Source organism: Fusibacter sp. A1 (genome assembly GCF_004125825.1).
Classification (GTDB): Bacteria; Bacillota; Clostridia; order Peptostreptococcales; family Acidaminobacteraceae; genus QQWI01.
Genome location: NZ_QQWI01000009.1, coordinates 21,025 through 38,123, shown reverse-complemented (window position 1 = coordinate 38,123; position 17,099 = coordinate 21,025). Strand labels below are relative to the sequence as shown.

Genomic DNA, 17,099 nt, shown 5'->3' with positions numbered 1-17,099 from the left:
GGGGGAAAGCCTGTGAGTCATTCTATACACCCCGTTCTACAGCGGTTTATCCCGTTTGTAGAAGGTATCGCAAACACCTTTGGCAGCAACTGCGAAGTCGTTTTACACGACTTCAGCAACTTGTCAAACTCGATCATCGCAATTTCCAACGGACATGTTACAGGACGTAACGTGGGTAGTCCGATGACAGAGTATAGTCTGAAGGTTGTCAATAAAGGCGATACGGACAGTGACATCATCAACTATACAGGTAAGAGTTTTGACGGTAAAGTGCTGAAGTCCTCAACCTTTTTCATCAAAGACGATGATGGAAAAACAATCGGCTGCTACTGTATCAATATGGACCTGACAGAATTTTATGCGGCGAGAAAAGTACTTGACGAGATCATGAAAATTGAAACGGATTCAAAGCAGACAGAAGAAATCGGTACAAATAGAGTGAACGACGTACTCAATGAAATCGTCCTTAAAACTGTTGAAAATGCTGGGAAACCGATCGCATACATGAGCAAGGAAGAAAAAGTGCAGATTGTAAAAAATCTGAACGATCAGGGAGCCTTCCTCATCAAAGGCGCGATTGATTATGTGGCGATGGTATTATGCGTATCAAGGTATACCATTTATAATTACCTTGATGAAATCCGAGTGGAGAAATAACCAGAAAAGAGGGGAAACACATGTCTTTAAAAGTAATTCACACAACTGGAGCACCGGCAGCGGTCGGTCCATATTCACAAGCGATCCAGGCAGGCAACATGGTCTTCGTATCCGGTCAGATTCCTTTAGACCCTGCGACTGGCAAGCGAGTGGAAGGCGGCATTAAAGCGGAGACTGAAAGATGTCTTTTAAACGCGAAGGCGATTCTTGAAGAGGCGGGGCTGACATTCAACGACGTAGCGAAAACGACATGCCTGTTGGACAGCATGGACGACTTTGCCGCGATGAATGAAGTATATGCAAGCTTCTTTGTAGATCATAAACCTGCGAGAGCGGCATTTGAGGTCGGTAAGTTGCCACTGGGCGTCTTGGTCGAAATTGAAATGATCGCTTACAAAAAATAAGTAAAGCGCGTGTTGAAGTTAAAACTTCAATACGCGCTCAGACTGAAGACAAACACCATTTATCCTCACAGATAACTGGTGTTTTTTTCATTAATAACGCATTCCATGCTTAAAAAACGCTAAATGACGCTCTTATGCGACATTTTTCCACTTCCATGATGCCATTTTTTTCATGTTCATGCATGCAAAAAAGAGCATGGCATGATCTTTCACCTTCGAGATTCCTCGGTACTTGGTGTATCTCATACCATGCTTTTCTTTCGCATCGGCAAAAACCCGTTCTATCGTCTGAGACCTTAGTTTATAGATCCGTTTATTTTTATCAGTATGTCTCAGATGATTAGCTTCTTCTAAGTACTCAGACCAGACATGCCTTGAGATTACCTTTTGGTGATTACCACTCGCTGTGCACTGATGTCTCATTTCACATGAACCACAAATAAAGGCATTGGATTTATAGAGTTTATAGCCATCCCGGTCTGTTCTGTTGTACTTTAAGTCTTGTCCCTTAGGACAAATATAAAGATCTAGGTACTCATCATAAACATACTCATATTTTTTGAAGAAATCTTTCTTGGTCATCGGTCTTTTGTAGGGAAGTACAGGGCGTATTCCACTGTCCATCATAAGCTTTGCTATATACGGCGTTAGGTATCCTGCATCTGCACTCATGTTCTTAACCTCAGAAAACCTTGACATCACTTGCCTGAATATCGGTTCAAAGTTCTGACTATCATGTACATTCCCTGCACTTACATGGTTACCTAAGACAAATCCATTTTTATCACACGCAGTATTAAAAGAGTAGCAAAACATGCGCTCGCGTTCCGTTTTGTAAAACAGACCTGATTCAGGATCCGTCGTACTCTGTGCTTTTGTTTTTTCTATGGTCTGTTCGTCTTTTTTTTTAGAGGCTTCTGTCCGTGCTTTTCTCGCTCTACGTTGATTTCAGCTTCTAATTCTGCTTTATAGGAACGAGTTTGACCTTTTACCACTACTTTAATCCGTTTATTTTTGTTCGCATCGGCTTTGACATGAGTGCCATCTATGAATACTGTTTTTGAGTCAACGAACCCTTCCTGCACAGCTAACATCAGGATTTTATTAAAGATTTGCTCAAACACCTTTGTGCCTTCAAAGCGTCTAGCGTAGTTCTTTCCAAAGGTGGAGAAGTGCGGGATTTCCTCATCCATTCCATAACCTAAGAACCATCTGTAGGCGATGTTCGTTTGAATTTCTTCGATTGTTTTTCTCATGGAGCGGATACCAAAGAGGTACTGAATCATACAGATTTTTATGAGGACGACCGGGTCAATGCTTGGTGCTCCAAATACAGAGTACAGTTCCTCCACTAACGCGTAGATAAAATCGAAATCGATTGCGGCATCTATCTTTCTCACTAAATGATTTTTCGGAACTAAACTATCTAAAGTCACCATTTGTAGTTGGTTTCTGCCATTTAAGTTCTTTTTGCTCATCATCTTTTTTCACAATACTCCTATTAACGAATGTCTTTTGCCTATACTAGCTTTATTCGACATTCATCTTAGAAATCCTTTTTGCCTTCATAAGTTTTTCTCTTTTTTTCTCTAACACGCGCCACCTTCTCTTACTCCACCAAAAGAAGGAGTAGCGAGTCACTGAACAAACTATAGCGAGTCTGACAGATCTTCAGAGATTTGTGAGCGGAGTGGCCGTGCGTAGGTCAGGACGACCGGAGAGCCCATCTTCGCCATGGACGGCGAACATGGGCGTTAGGTCACGTAGCGAACTAGATTCTCATGTTTGTCAAAGGGAGCGTGTTTGTTCAGGGGCTTGCTACGGATTCGGTGGTGGCTATCGCCTCTTATGCGCGTCTCTTTGAACACATCGTTATAAGAGAGGGCGAACACAAGGCATCGCCCCTACATTTGAATGAAGTACAAAAAAAGACAAAGACCACTTTCGTGGACTTTGTCTACAGTCTGAGCGCGTGTTGAAGTTAAAACTTCAATACGCGCTTTTTTTTAGGTTCTATTTCGGCGCTTGTCGCTGAGCTTGTATACGTTGCTGGATTCATCCTGTGTTTGGATCTCTTCGCGTATCTGAGCTAACTTCTCTTCTCTGATCCGTTTTTTTGTGCGTCTTCTTCTGCCTACGATGATCCATCGCCATATTGCGATTGCGATGAGCAATTTGATAGCGAAAACCAAGTAGTCATATGGGGATTCAAAAGGCTTGGATGAAAGCTTTTCTGAGAGAGAACCTATCAGATCGCCTGTTTCGATGTCGTTTTGAGCGAGTAGTTTTGTCGTGGCGATGACTTCGCCGCCGATGGACAGTGATAAGCTACCCATTTCCATTCCCGTCTTTATAGGTTCTTCGGGAAGGTCATACAAGTCGAAACTTTCTTCGATGGTGCTCTCATCGAAGTCGACGGGTACTGTTCTTGTGATGGAATCCTGACTGATCAGATTGAGCCCGGTATTCTCGGCACCGGGAACGGTTATGTTCGTGACGACATCGCCCTCGGAAACTACTCTGAGCCGCTTGAAGTCTTCAGAGGCATAATCGAGCAGACCTCTGGAATCCACGTAAACGAGATTGTCCGCGCCTGCTCCGAGAACGACGCTGATGTAGCGGTTTCCACCGCTTGATAGAGTCGAGATCAAGCAGTTGCCGGCTTTTGTCGTATATCCAGTCTTGATCCCGTCGATACGTTCATCGTAGATCTTTACTTTCTGGCCCCTGTAAATCATCGTCTTATTGGTGTCTCGAATGAAAAAATTGCTCGTAAAGAGATAGTCTCTCGCTTTAGGCTGCATATTGGTTGGATTAATGGTATATCTCTGTGTGGAGACCAGTAATCTGAATGTCGCGTTCTTCATCGCCTCCGCAGAGATGATTGCCAAATCCTTTGCCGTGGAAAGGTGACCGGGTTCGTCAAGACCATGTGGATTCACGAAGTTGGAATCCACTGCGCCAAGCTCCTTCGCACGTTCGTTCATCGCCTCTGCGAAAGCTTCTACAGAACCGGAATGGAAGACTGCGAGTGCTGCGGAGGCATCGTTGGCGGATTCGACGATAACCGCGTAAAGAAGTTCTTCTACGGTAAAGATTTCGTTATGGTTGATGGCTATCTTTTTCTCGCCGGGATCGACGAAGTTAGGTCCTACATCTACGATTTCATCCAATGAATGGTTCTCAAGGATGAGAAGTGCGGTCATCACCTTGGTGGTGCTGGCTGGCGGCAAAGGTGTAGTGGCGTTTAGCTCGAACAGCACCTCTTGGGTTTCGGCGTTGATCAGTATCGCTGAAGCAGCGGTGATTTCAGGTGGTGTCGCATAACTTACGGCTGATAGTAACAACATGAAGGTTACTATGATCGCTATCTTTTTTTTCATGGTTATCTCCCTGTCAAGTACTTTTGTCCATTATAACATGATTGTCTGCTGCTTGCATTCTTATCGGCCAATTTACAGGACAGAAAAGAGTTGAAATGATATACTGCGAAAAAGGGGAGGTTGTCATAGATGGAGTTGGTTAAGAAAGTTGTTGTAGAAGCGGTCACGATTGCAATGATCGGACTTGTGCTTCTGATGTTGAATCACATAAAGCCTTCAACCGAACAACCGGTTGTGGGGGTTGATCCCACTTTTGAAAAGGAATTGGCTTATGCCGCTGCAAAAGCGGCACCGGAGGACTTAATAGAACCGACCCTTGAAAAAAAGAAAAGTCCTGTGGACATCAATCAGGCGGATATCCAAGAGCTTTGTTCCATAAACGGGATCGGTGAAGTGCTTGCGGCAAGGATTATCGAATACCGTACAAATGTCGGACCGTTCGAAAATATAAAACAATTAATTAATATAAAGGGGATAGGTCCAACGAAGTTGAGCAATATCCACAAAGAGGTCATGGTTGATTTGAAAAGCATTCAGGTTTTCTATTGAAAATACCGCTGATGCTTGAAATTTAGCGAAAAAAACTATAATATAGAACATGAGAGCGTATAGATTAATGTCAGAGAGACGTTAAAGATAAACCGAGGTGTGAATATGTCAAAAAAACTATTGGTAGTAGATGATGAACCCGTATTGTTAAAAGGGCTTAAGTACAGCTTAGAACAAGAGAATTATGTTATCGAGACAGCGGTTGACGGCGAGGAAGCCTACAACAAGGCAAGAGAGTACGAATACGACCTAATTGTTCTGGACTTGATGCTCCCTAAAATGGATGGACTGGAAGTTTGCAGAAAGCTTCGTGAGTCTTCTACGGTTCCGATTATCATTTTAACTGCAAAAGGTGATGATTCATCAAAAGTGCTAGGTCTTGAATATGGCGCTGATGACTATTTGACAAAACCATTTAATATTTTAGAACTAAAAGCTAGAATCAAAGCTATTCTAAGACGTGTGCAGGTGAGCGACAAGATTTCCACGACAAGCGTGCTTAAAGTGGACGAGTTCCAAATCAATACGCTTGGCCGTAAGGTGATGCTTGCAGGACGCGATATCAACCTGACTGCAAAAGAGTTCGACCTGCTGCTTCTTTTGGCGGTGAATAAGGGTAAAGTCTACTCAAGAGAAGAATTGCTTGAAATCATATGGGGCTATGAGTATTTTGGAGATGTCCGCACTGTAGATGTTCATATCAGACGTTTGAGGGAGAAGATAGAAACCAATTCCTCGCAGCCTGAATACATCTTGACCAAGTGGGGCGTCGGATATTATTTTAGAAATGAATAAATTGTATTTTAGCATTAGGTGGAAGCTTGTTTCCACCTATTTGTTATTAGTGCTCATTTCACTGCTTCTCATCAACGCATTCATCAACGCGTCGCTTACTGAATACTTGATGGAAGAGAAGAAAGACAATTTGCTTAGTCAAGGAACGATTGTTTCAGATCAGATCGCCCCGTCCATCAGTTCTTATCAGAACAGACAATCCTTAGATTATGCCGAAAGCATTATTAAAAGCTTAAGCCTTAGGTTGAACACAAGAGTTCTCGTAGTCGACCGGTCGGGAGAGGTTATCGTTGATTCCTTTGACGACTACTACGGCGCGAGTCTTAATAGCATCGATGAAGTGGTGAACGCCCTAAACGGGTTTTCATCCGCCCAGGCGTATAACTTCTCTGATATCGGAAAGGCGATTTATGTAGGCGTACCGGTCTATGAATCGGGGAATGTCATAGGAGCGATCCTCATGTCCTCTTCGCCTGTCGATATCTTCAATCAGATCAAGGAGATTTCGGAGAACTTTTACCGACTTTCGATCGGAGCGATCATCATCACAGCGGTCGTCAGTTTTATCTTCACCGATATCTTTTCCACACCGATTGAGAACTTGACGCAAGTCGTCAAGGAAGTAGCGCTTGGAAACAAGAATCAAAAGGCCAAAATCCACAGCAGGGACGAACTAGGAAACCTGGCGGAGTCCTTCAATACGATGATCACCAAGTTATACCATGTCGATGAGATGCGTAAGAAGTTTGTTTCCAATGTATCCCATGAGCTGAGGACCCCGATCGCGTCTATGAAAATCATCGCTGAGACCCTGTCGCTGTCAAAACCTGACGATCTGTTGGTGTACGAGGATTTTATGCAGGATATCAATTCGGAGATGGATCGACTGAATAAAATCATCGATACGCTCCTTAACCTTGTCAATCTTGAAAAAGACGAGTTACAGCTCGAATACCAGCCGGTTGTGTTCAACCAGCTTGTAAAACATACGATTCAAACGATTAAGCCGCTTGCGGAGCAAAAGGACATTCATTTGACCTATGAGGACACCGATCCGATCAATACGGTGGTCGATAGCCTTAAGATCAGGCAGTGTCTGATCAACATCATCAACAACGCGGTTAAGTATACTCCTGACGGCGGGTATGTGCATGTGGAGCTTTATGCCAACAGGGAAGATCTTGTCGTGAAAGTCAAAGACACGGGAATCGGGATTCCTGAGGAAGACCTACCGCATATTTTTGACAGGTTTTATCGTGTCGATGAAGCTAGGGCCCGTGATACAGGCGGTTCTGGTCTGGGACTGAGCATAGCGCATCAGATCATTTCCCTACATCAGGGACGTATCGAAGTGCAAAGTCAGGCAGGTGTAGGTACCGAGTTCTTTATTATCCTGCCTAGAAAATCAGAAAGTTAGGAGGCGATCATGAAAAGTCAATTCAGATTTATCATCACTATCGCCTTAATGATGCTTTTGATCTTTTATACGGTGGGCCGTGTCAGTACAGTAGTCTATATCAATAAGGAGGCTGGAATTTCTCCGTCGCCTTCGACATTCAAGATAAACACTTCCATATTTTATGTCAACCGTGAAGAGATGCTTGTAGCAGAAGAAAAAGCCATTACGATCAATAGCAATGAACTCGTAGAAGCCGTATTGACAGAACTTAAAATGGGTCCTACGGATGAAAAGCTATTTGGGGTCATCGACGAGGGAGTAAGAATTCTGTCGAGTGAAATCGTTAATAAGAAGCTTTATCTGAACTTGAGCGGTGAGCTTGTCAATTCGACATTTTGGCAACGAGGCTATCATGAGGTGGTGCTTTACTCAATCGTTAACTCTCTCACACAGTTTGATAACATTGAACGGATTCAAATCAAGGTTGAGGGCAAGGATATCAACGCCTATCTTGATGCTAAGCATACGATTGCTGATTTATCCTACAATGATACCTTGATCTTCAGAGAACCTGCGACTCCTAGGGATGTTGTTCAGACCTTTCTCAACTATGTGATGATTGAACGTTATGACCTTGCTTTCAATATGACTACGGCCAGTGCCAGCGATGATTTCACCAAAGATGATTTTAAGTCCGAGATGAGCAGTTATAGAAATCAGAAGCAGTCATATGAAGCGACTCAGCCCTTTGTTAAGAGAAATGGTACAAATCTAAGTGTGATTATCAATTACGAGTATATCGATCGAACTCGCAATATCACATACGATGGCGGTACTGAAGAGTGGTTTTTACTTGAGGAAAGTGATGATCTGTTCAAAGTCATCTGGCCAAGATCTGATTATTAACATTGTTTACTATATATCAAACTAAGTTCACATAATGTAGTTTAGCATGTTCATATTTAGAAAAAACAGACTGTTTATGCAGGTGACAACCTGCATAAACAGTCTGTTTTTATTGGAAATTCACCTGATTGAAGTATTTTTCCTATGTTTACCTACAATTTTGCAGGGAGCCTTGCATGATAATCATATTGTTAATAAAATAACCGAATTGTCTGATAATTAACAGTTAAACTTCATATCTTGTATACATAGCTATACGGGTGGATTGTGGAGAAGATCTTTAAAATTAAAAAAATGAGGAAAACGTTTGATTAATAACGATTTTATGTTATCATTAATTTGTTGGCAAGGAGAAGCGGTGTAAAATTTGCAGGAAAACTTGCATTTTGCGAAAAGAATGCAACTTGTTTTCTTCTGAGTTATGCATAATCGTGATATTTCATTGATGTCTTACTTGTTTTTTACTACTAGGTACTAGAATATGGTAAGCTATTTATGCGTAGATTATTATGCAAAACTCCGAATGAAACAGATGTGGTACCGCTAAAAAGAATACTAAACAAAAGGAGCCGTGTAAATGACGTACTTAAATGAAGTATTTGAACGAATTCAAAAAAGAAATTCAAACGAAGCTGAATTTCTGCAAGCTGTTGAAGAAGTATTTGAATCATTAGCACCAGTAATTGAAAAGCATCCTGAATTTGTAGAAGCAAATATCCTTGATAGAATCACAGAGCCAGAGAGACAAATTCTATTTAGAGTTCCTTGGGCGGATGACAATGGCAAGATTCATGTAAACCGTGGTTTCCGTGTACAATTCAATGGCGCTATCGGACCCTATAAAGGTGGATTACGTTTCCATCCATCCGTTTATCTTGGAATCGTCAAGTTCCTAGGTTTCGAGCAGATATTCAAGAATTCACTTACCGGTCTGCCTATCGGCGGTGGTAAAGGTGGAGCTGATTTTGACCCTAAAGGAAAATCAGACGCTGAGATCATGAGATTCTGCCAAAGTTTCATGACAGAGCTTTACAGACATATCGGTCCTGATGTGGATGTTCCTGCTGGCGACATCGGTGTCGGCGGTCGTGAGATAGGTTACTTGTACGGTCAATATAGACGTCTTAGAGGTGCTTTCGAAAATGGCGTGTTGACGGGTAAGGGCCTTGGTTATGGTGGCTCGCTCGTTAGAACTGAAGCGACTGGCTTTGGTCTGATGTACTTTGTTGAAGAAATGCTCAGATATAACAATATAGATATCAAAGGTAAGACAATCGCTATGTCAGGTTCTGGCAACGTGGCAATCTACGCTACAAAAAAAGCGCACGAAATGGGCGCGAAGGTTGTAACGGTATCTGACTCTACAGGTTGGGTTTATGACGCTAACGGTATCAACCTTGATACGCTAAAGCAAATTAAAGAAGTAGACCGTAAGAGAATCAGCGAGTATGTCAAATACCATCCAGAAGCGAAATACACGGAAGGCCGTGGAGTATGGCAAGTAAAATGCGACATCGCGCTTCCTTGTGCGACCCAAAACGATATCCATTTGGAAGATGCCAAATCACTTGTTGAAAACGGCTGTATCGCAGTAGGCGAAGGCGCCAACATGCCAACGACCAATGAAGCCCTTAAATACCTGTTGGATAACAAAATGTTCGTAGCTCCTGCAAAAGCGGCTAACGCCGGTGGTGTTGCCACATCTGCACTTGAAATGTCTCAAAACTCCATGAGATACTCTTGGACATTTGAAGAAGTAGATGCGAAACTGAAGAACATCATGATCAACATCCACACAGCAGCGGCGACAGCTTCTGAAGAATACGGATTCGGATACAACGTAGTTGCCGGTTCAAACATCGCAGGCTTCCTAAAAGTAGCCAACGCAATGATCCAACAAGGTAATTACTAAGCCCAAACATTTCATGTTTGGGCCGCCCCTCCGGCCAGTCGAACGTATTTTGTTCGACGTAGAGGAGAAGTGCAAAGCACTTGAAGAACGTATTCTGTTCAACGAAGAGGAGAAACACCTAATAACCAAAACAAACCCAAAAAGCAGTTTACACACCGTGTAAACTGCTTTTTCATGTTCCACAAGCCTCTCGAATACGAATTAGAACACGATGAATTGCATTTTTATGTAATAAACAATTGACGATGTTAAGTAATTGTAATACGATTATAACGAAATCGATTTCCTAAGAGGTCGGTTTTTATTAATCCCTTCAACGAAATCGATTTCGTTGAAGGGATTGCGTGAAGGAGAGATCCTTTTTTACATGTTTTTCAGTTGGCATCTATTGTTTCTAGGTTGTAGGGAGGTAGTATGAGGCGGTTTATTGCACTAACGGTAATTTTAACATTGATTCTGTCGACGTTCATGCCAAGTTATGCAAGTATTGGAATGAACGACAGTTCAGATCATTGGGCGGAAAACACAATTTCAAAGTGGATTGATGATGGAATTGTAAATGGTTATGAAGGGGGGATGTTCAAACCCGATGCAAGTATAACAAGAGCGGAATTCTATACACTTATACATAATGTCATATCATTGGATCGTATGACAGAAATGCCATTTACAGATGTGAAGGAAAATGACTGGTATTTCGAAGCGGTGGCATTCGCATATGAATGCGGTTTAACCGATGGTTATCCCGATGGTTCATTCAGGCCGATGAATCAAATTACAAGAGAAGAGGTTGCGGTAGTACTGTCAAACTTGCTTGAACTTGCGAAGGTTGACGAGCTGACAGAGCTCAGCAAGTTTTACGATTTTGATGACAGTGACACTTGGAACCGGTCGGCACTGGAATCCCTACTTAAAAAAGGTTTATTGACAGGATATCCAGACAATACCTTACGCACAAATAGCGATATTACACGTGCAGAGGCAGTTGTCTTATTGGATAGGATATTTGGACAGCGATATTTGGAGCCAGGAACCTATGGTGGTTCATCAGGCGAGTTGGAGACTATCGACGGCAATGTGACGATCAGCGCCGCTGATGTAAGACTTGAAAACACAATCATAAGGGGTGATGTATTTATTACCGAGAACGTCGGTGAGGGTGAAGTCCATTTAGCGAACGTGACGATTGAAGGAGATATTGTCGTAAAGGGTGGTGGAGAAAACTCCCTATACTTTGAAAACGTGAATATCAACGGCGCCTTGCTTGTAAAGAAGACCAACAATAAAATCAGGATAGTAGCAAGCGGATCCACTCAAATCAAGGTAACTGTTTTAGCCTCCGGTGCGATTCTGCTTGAAGAGGAACTTGAGGGTGACGGGTTTGAAACGGTAATGATCCCTGCTGAAGTTGTCGGTGGCGGCAAGGTTGTACTTGACGGTAAGTTTGGATCGGTTTCGGTGGAAGCTTCCGATGTGAATCTTGAAGTAGGCGACAATTCGACAATTGAAACGCTTGTCGCAACTGAAACTGCAGCTAAACTCAATGTCACAGGCAAGGGGTCGATAGTAAATGCTGAAATAAAAGTTAAGGATGTCACAGTGGATGTCGTGGTAAAAACGGTTGTTCTTGATGAAGGAGTGACAGTTACGATCGGCGGACAGGAAATTGTGGAATCGACTAACGCTTCATCGGCATCCAGTACAGATTCGACCAAGAAGAGAATGTGGACGATGACCTGGAATGACGAGTTCAACGGTTCTGAACTTGACCTTACCAAATGGAAGCACGACATTGGCAACTGGATTGTCGATGAATCCGGTGCAGGTGTTGCCGCTGGTTGGGGAAACAATGAAAAAGAATTCTATACGGACTCGTCAGACAATGCGTATGTTGAAAGCGGAAAACTTGTCATCAAGGCGATAAAAGAAGAAACAAGTGATGAATTTGGAAGCTATGACTATACATCTGCAAAACTTTTGACTAAAGGATTGTTCAGTCAAAAGTACGGCAGATATGAAATCAGCGCGAAGTTGCCGGTAGGCAAGGGACTATGGCCGGCGATATGGATGTTACCCGTTGAAGATGTCTATGGCGGTTGGGCGGCATCCGGAGAGCTTGATATTGTGGAAGGCTGGGGCAGCAGACCCAATGTAGTTGCTGGAACGCTTCACTACGGCGCCCTATGGCCCAACAACAAGTACTCTGGTAAAGAATATACGTTTGCGGATACGACATCGGTTAACGATTTCCATGTGTATGCGATCGAGTGGGAACCGGGAGAAATCAGATGGTATGTTGATGGCGCTTTGTATCAGACCCAGAACAACTGGAACACCAAAGATGCGAATGGTGAGGAGTATTCCTTCCCGGCTCCGTTCGATCAGGAATTCTATATGATCATGAATTTGGCGGTCGGCGGTAATTTTGACGGTGAACCGACTGAGGATACGATGTTCCCAAGCACTATGGAAGTGGATTATGTAAGAGTGTATGAACTGACAGGTAGAGACTATATGACGCCTGTCGAGCCGGAATCGATCAGCGAGTCCTTGCCAGAAGGCGCCAAGGTGGCAGACCTGGAAGGAAACCTGCTTTCGAATGGCGATTTCAGTGAAGCGATTCAAGACAATTATTCCGCAGAACTTGATTTTTCGGATCTGTGGAACCTTGTACAGATATCGGACTTTGGTGGAAGCGCTACTCAGTCCATCGACACGATTGATGGAAGCAACTACGCGAAAGTGGATATCGCAGATGGTGGTTCGCAAAGTTATGCGGTTCAATTGATACAGCTTACTACTTTGGGAAAAGGCAGATATTATGAAGTATCGTTCGATGCCAAGTCATCAGGCAATCGGACAATGACAATGAAAATGTCTGCTGGAGAAGAACGCGGTTGGACGACTTATTCCGACAGTTATTCTTTAGACCTGACGGAATCGATGACGACCTACACAAAGGTCTTCCAAATGACTGCGGAGTCTGACATCGCGGCAAGACTTGAAATGAATTTGGGACTCAATGCGAATTCAGTATGGATCGGCAATGTCAAGGTTAGGGAAGTATCCGCACCGGAAGTGGATTATGACGCTTCCAAAGCACCCCTTGCCGATGGAAACGGTGTATACAATGGCGAGTTCGATAAGGAATCGGTAGATCGAATGGCATACTGGAACCTAACTACAAACGGTGTGTACGCGTATCCGTCTGTTTCTGAAACTACTAGAAGATTATTTGTGAATGTAGGAAGCGGCGGTGATAATGCTTCTGATGTGTCGCTAGAGCAAAAGGGTATCCAACTTGAGGAAAATACGGTGTATACCCTATCGCTAGATGCAAAAGCCAAAGCTGCCAGAACGATTGAAGTCGCATTTTCAAATACTGCCGGCGACCTGCATACGGATGTGGAAGTCATCGACCTTTCTACCGAAATGGATACCTATGAGTTTTCATTTGAAATGAACGGCTCGACGGATTTGGAATCGATTTTGATGATCCACCTGGGTGGCAGCGATGTGGATGTCTACCTCGACAATATCGTCTTAAAGGCAACATCGATAGACTATTCGACGATTGACGTGTTCCCACTGGAAAACGGCGATTTTTCGGATGGACTGACAGGTTGGAGCAATTATATCCATGACGATGTGACGGCGAGTATTGCTGTGGAGAATGATGAAGTCAAAATAGCCGCTGATTCGGTGGGAGCCCAAACTTGGGGAATTCAACTTTATCAGGGTCCGTTTGATTTTTCCAACAAAGTGGAATACGTGGTCGCATTTGACGTTAAGTCCGATGTGGATCGGAATCTGGAAGTGGTGATAGACAACTCATCCTACACTCGTTATTTAAGCGAAACGGTAGCTGCGACAGGTGAGTACACTCATTATGAGTATACGCTCAAACTACCGGTAGAAGACGCGGTGTCGTTGAAGTTCCTGTTGGGAAGAACAGACAGTGGCGTAACTGAAGGGGCGCATAACCTTTATATCGACAATGTGGTCTGTGAAGTGAAAGATGCCTCACGGGATACAAATCTGATCATCAAGAATGGAACTTTTGAAACCGATACGGACAAATGGAACCTGTACATCGGCGACGGTTCTGATGGCGCCATCAGTGTTTCGGGTGAAGAGATGAAAATTGACTTTGCGGCGTATGCAGGTTGGTTCAAGTGGTCGACACAAGTGTATCAGGATATCATCGAACTTGAAGAAGGAAAAACGTATGAGCTGTCGTTTGACGCCAGATCGACAGTTGACAGGGATGTTCTCTTACAAATGACCGATCTGACAGAACAGACGGTACCGCTTACAGATACGATGACAAGCTATACTTATGAGTTTACGGCAACTGCGGCTACTTTTGAGGGTAAGCTTAACTTCCTACTGGGAACAGACAATATGGACGGTGCTGATTTCACACCACACAGCATCTACCTGGATAACATTTCAATTGTTGAAGTTGAACAGGCGGCTGACGGCTCGACGGTAAGCAACGGCTACTTCGACACGGATACGACTGCCTGGAATCTCTACACAGCAGACGGATCGGACGGTTCGATTGGCGTGTCGGACGAGATGCTTAAAGTCGACTTTGCGAGTTACGCAGGTTGGTTCAAGTGGTCGACTCAAGTGTATCAGGAAAATATCGTCCTTGAGGCTGGAAAGAGTTATGAGCTCACCTTCGATGCAAGTTCGACAGTTGACAGGGCGATATGGTTGGAATTGAACGATCTAGAAGCGCAGGAGTTGGCGCTTACAGAAACTAAAAAGACATTCACCTACAAGTTCACTGCAAGCGAGTCCATAGAAAACGCAAAACTCAACTTCCTATTGGGAACGGACAACGTGGCAGGGGAAGATTTTGTGGCTCATCAGGTTTACCTGGATAATATCGAACTTAACGAGTCGATCGTAGTTAACGGTTATTCCGATGTGAATGATATCGGATGGACGCTTTATGCAAATGACGGTTCGAGCGCCGCGCTCAGCACGACAAGCGGTGCGATAAGAGTTGATTTTTCCGGATATGCCGGTTGGGAAAAATGGTCGACGCAAGTGTATCAGGAGAATATCGCATTAGAGGCTGGAAAGAGTTATGAACTTACCTTCGATGCAAGTTCGACGACGAGCGGCGCCATATGGGTCGAGCTTAACGGCATGGCCCAGCAGGAATTGCTTCTTACGGATACGACTGAGACCTTCACATTCAGCTTTACTGCCAGCGAATCCACTGCAAACGGTAAATTGAACTTCCTACTTGGTACGATGAATGAGGACGGAGCAGACGCCGTGGCAAAAAGCGTGGTTATCGACAATGTCGAGATCAATGAGCTGATTGTGAGCAATGGCGGCTTCGATTCAGATATCGGTGGCTGGGACAAGTATGTCGGAGACGGTTCCGATGCAAGTCTAAGTTCTACAAACGGGATGCTGAAAGTCGATTTTGTCAACTATGCCGGATGGTTCACTTACTCGACACAGCTGTATCAGGCTGGGCTTGAGTTAAAAGCAGGTTCTGATTATACAGTGACATTTGATGCAAGTTCCACACTGGATAGAAACGCTTGGCTTGAGATTGACGGATCGAACGGCTTGGAGGTGGTTGCTTTTTCACTTAGCGGGCTTAAGCAGACCTACACTTACGATTTTACGGCTGTCGAGACAAGCAAAAACGGTAAAATCCTATTCATGTTGGGTACTGAGAATTTGGACGGTTCCTTATTTACACCACATAGCGTGAGTTTCGACAACGTCACGATCGTTAAAAAGTAGTTTTAAAGGCACAAAAAAAAGAAACTCGAATTCTGAGTTTCTTTTTTGCGTTTTGAGTTCATCAGCCATCCGCTAAAATTCTCTTAGCAGCCTCAAAAGCCCTGGAAAGCTCCTTGATATCCTTGGTGCCTCCTTGAGCCCGCTGCGGGCTTCCTCCGCCTTTTAAATCGTATGTGGACTGTAATCGCTTCATAAGCTCCTTTGCGTTCACACGGCTTGAGAAGTTGCCTGTGTGGATGATCAGTTGCCCGCTGCCGTCGTCGAAGTTGGCTGCGACGATAAGGCCGTCGGTTCCTTCCGTGACAGTTGACAGCAAGGCTTTAAAAGCGTTTTGACTAAGATCTTCAAACCAAAAGCTGACAAAGGGCATGTCATGGATCGTGGTGGCCTCTTCAAGAGCGGCTGCCGCCATGGAGTCGATCGCCTTCATTTCAAATTCGATCAGTTTCCTGTTCATCTGATCGATTCTGTCAAGGATGGCATCTAGCGACTGGGGCAGTTCCTCGAGTGGAGCGGACAGTTTCGTGATAAAGGAAGTGACGGTCTCATGTTCAAGAATAGAAAGGTCGGTCGCCCGTTTAGCGCAGCAGAAGCTGATACGCTGTCCGCTTTTGTATTTGTCGATTTTTCTGATCTTGAAGGAGCCCACTTCGCCGGTGCGGTTCAGATGCGTTCCGCCGCAAGGTACGGTATCGTATCCTTCAATTTCGACTAGGCGAATGTCCTTTCTTACTTTCGGCGTTTTTCTAAGCGAATAGCTTTCAAGGTCTTCGGTGTCTGGATAGTGAACAAGCATCTTTCTGTTCTCGCGGATAAGGGAGTTCACGGAACGTTCTATGTTCAGGTAATCCTCATTTGTCAAAGTTCGGTCGATATCGATCGTTAGGTTGTCTTTTGTCAGATGAAAGCCGACGGTCGCAGCGCCATATGATTTGTCAAGAACCGCAGAAAGCAGATGCTGACCGGTATGTTGGCTGCTATAGTCCATGCGAACGGTACGGTTTACTTGACACTCCACTTTAGCACCCGGTTTGATAGGGGCGTTGGTGATGTGGATGATTTCATTCTGATGGTGGCGCACATCGAAGGTGTCGATTCCGCCGATCGATCCGATGTCTGTGGGCTGTCCACCACCTTCCGGATAAAAGTAGGTCTTGTCAAGTATCAGGTGAAACTGCTCGCCGGCTTCCATGCAGCTGAGTACCGTGGCAGAGAAATTCATCGTATAGCTATCGTCCAAATAAGCTTTTGTTGTCATATTTAACCCCTTTCTTATGACTAGTTTACACGAAAAGGGCTAAGTCGTGTTATAATTT

Annotated in this window: 10 protein-coding genes and 1 pseudogene; 8 read left to right on the top strand and 3 right to left on the bottom strand. The window is 44.0% G+C overall.

Going from position 1 to position 17,099, the window contains the following annotated elements; genetic code table 11:
- Positions 1-12 precede the first annotated feature (12 nt).
- Entirely contained in the window at positions 13-657 is a 645-nt protein-coding gene (locus tag DWB64_RS13430; RefSeq protein WP_129488766.1) for a transcriptional regulator, read from the top strand.
- Between the two features lie 20 nt (positions 658-677).
- Entirely contained in the window at positions 678-1,061 is a 384-nt protein-coding gene (locus tag DWB64_RS13425; RefSeq protein WP_129488765.1) for a RidA family protein, read from the top strand.
- Between the two features lie 132 nt (positions 1,062-1,193).
- Here the strand turns inward: DWB64_RS13425 and DWB64_RS13420 are convergent.
- Positions 1,194-2,542, bottom strand: a pseudogene (locus DWB64_RS13420) (IS1182 family transposase).
- Positions 2,543-3,067: 525 nt separating this feature from the next.
- Positions 3,068-4,444, bottom strand: coding sequence for a D-alanyl-D-alanine carboxypeptidase family protein (locus tag DWB64_RS13415; RefSeq protein WP_129488764.1), 1,377 nt, complete (start codon positions 4,442-4,444; stop codon positions 3,068-3,070).
- 129 nt (positions 4,445-4,573) lie between these two features.
- Between DWB64_RS13415 and DWB64_RS13410 the strand changes: the two genes are divergently transcribed.
- From DWB64_RS13410 to DWB64_RS13385, 6 genes are all read left to right on the top strand, one after another.
- Complete coding sequence (locus tag DWB64_RS13410; protein WP_129488763.1) at positions 4,574-4,993, top strand: helix-hairpin-helix domain-containing protein; 420 nt, start codon at positions 4,574-4,576, stop codon at positions 4,991-4,993.
- A 105-nt stretch (positions 4,994-5,098) separates the two neighbouring features.
- Complete coding sequence (locus tag DWB64_RS13405) at positions 5,099-5,788, top strand: response regulator transcription factor (protein ID WP_129488762.1); 690 nt, start codon at positions 5,099-5,101, stop codon at positions 5,786-5,788.
- On the top strand, positions 5,781-7,205 hold the full coding sequence (locus DWB64_RS13400) for a cell wall metabolism sensor histidine kinase WalK (RefSeq protein ID WP_129488761.1): 1,425 nt from the start codon (positions 5,781-5,783) through the stop codon (positions 7,203-7,205). The genes DWB64_RS13405 and DWB64_RS13400 overlap by 8 nt, the downstream gene beginning before the upstream one ends.
- A 9-nt stretch (positions 7,206-7,214) precedes the next feature.
- On the top strand, positions 7,215-8,093 hold the full coding sequence (locus tag DWB64_RS13395; RefSeq protein ID WP_129488760.1) for a GerMN domain-containing protein: 879 nt from the start codon (positions 7,215-7,217) through the stop codon (positions 8,091-8,093).
- A gap of 577 nt (positions 8,094-8,670) precedes the next feature.
- Positions 8,671-10,005 carry an NADP-specific glutamate dehydrogenase gene (gene gdhA / locus DWB64_RS13390; RefSeq protein WP_129488759.1) on the top strand — a complete coding sequence of 445 codons (1,335 nt, stop codon included), beginning with the start codon at positions 8,671-8,673 and terminating at the stop codon, positions 10,003-10,005.
- Positions 10,006-10,419: 414 nt separating this feature from the next.
- Entirely contained in the window at positions 10,420-15,783 is a 5,364-nt protein-coding gene (locus DWB64_RS13385; RefSeq protein ID WP_129488758.1) for a carbohydrate binding domain-containing protein, read from the top strand.
- A gap of 61 nt (positions 15,784-15,844) precedes the next feature.
- On the opposite strand, the gene DWB64_RS13380 is transcribed toward DWB64_RS13385, so the two are convergent.
- A complete protein-coding gene (locus DWB64_RS13380; RefSeq protein ID WP_129488757.1) occupies positions 15,845-17,041 on the bottom strand; it encodes a DHHA1 domain-containing protein in 1,197 nt (398 codons plus the stop codon).
- Positions 17,042-17,099: the final 58 nt, after the last annotated feature.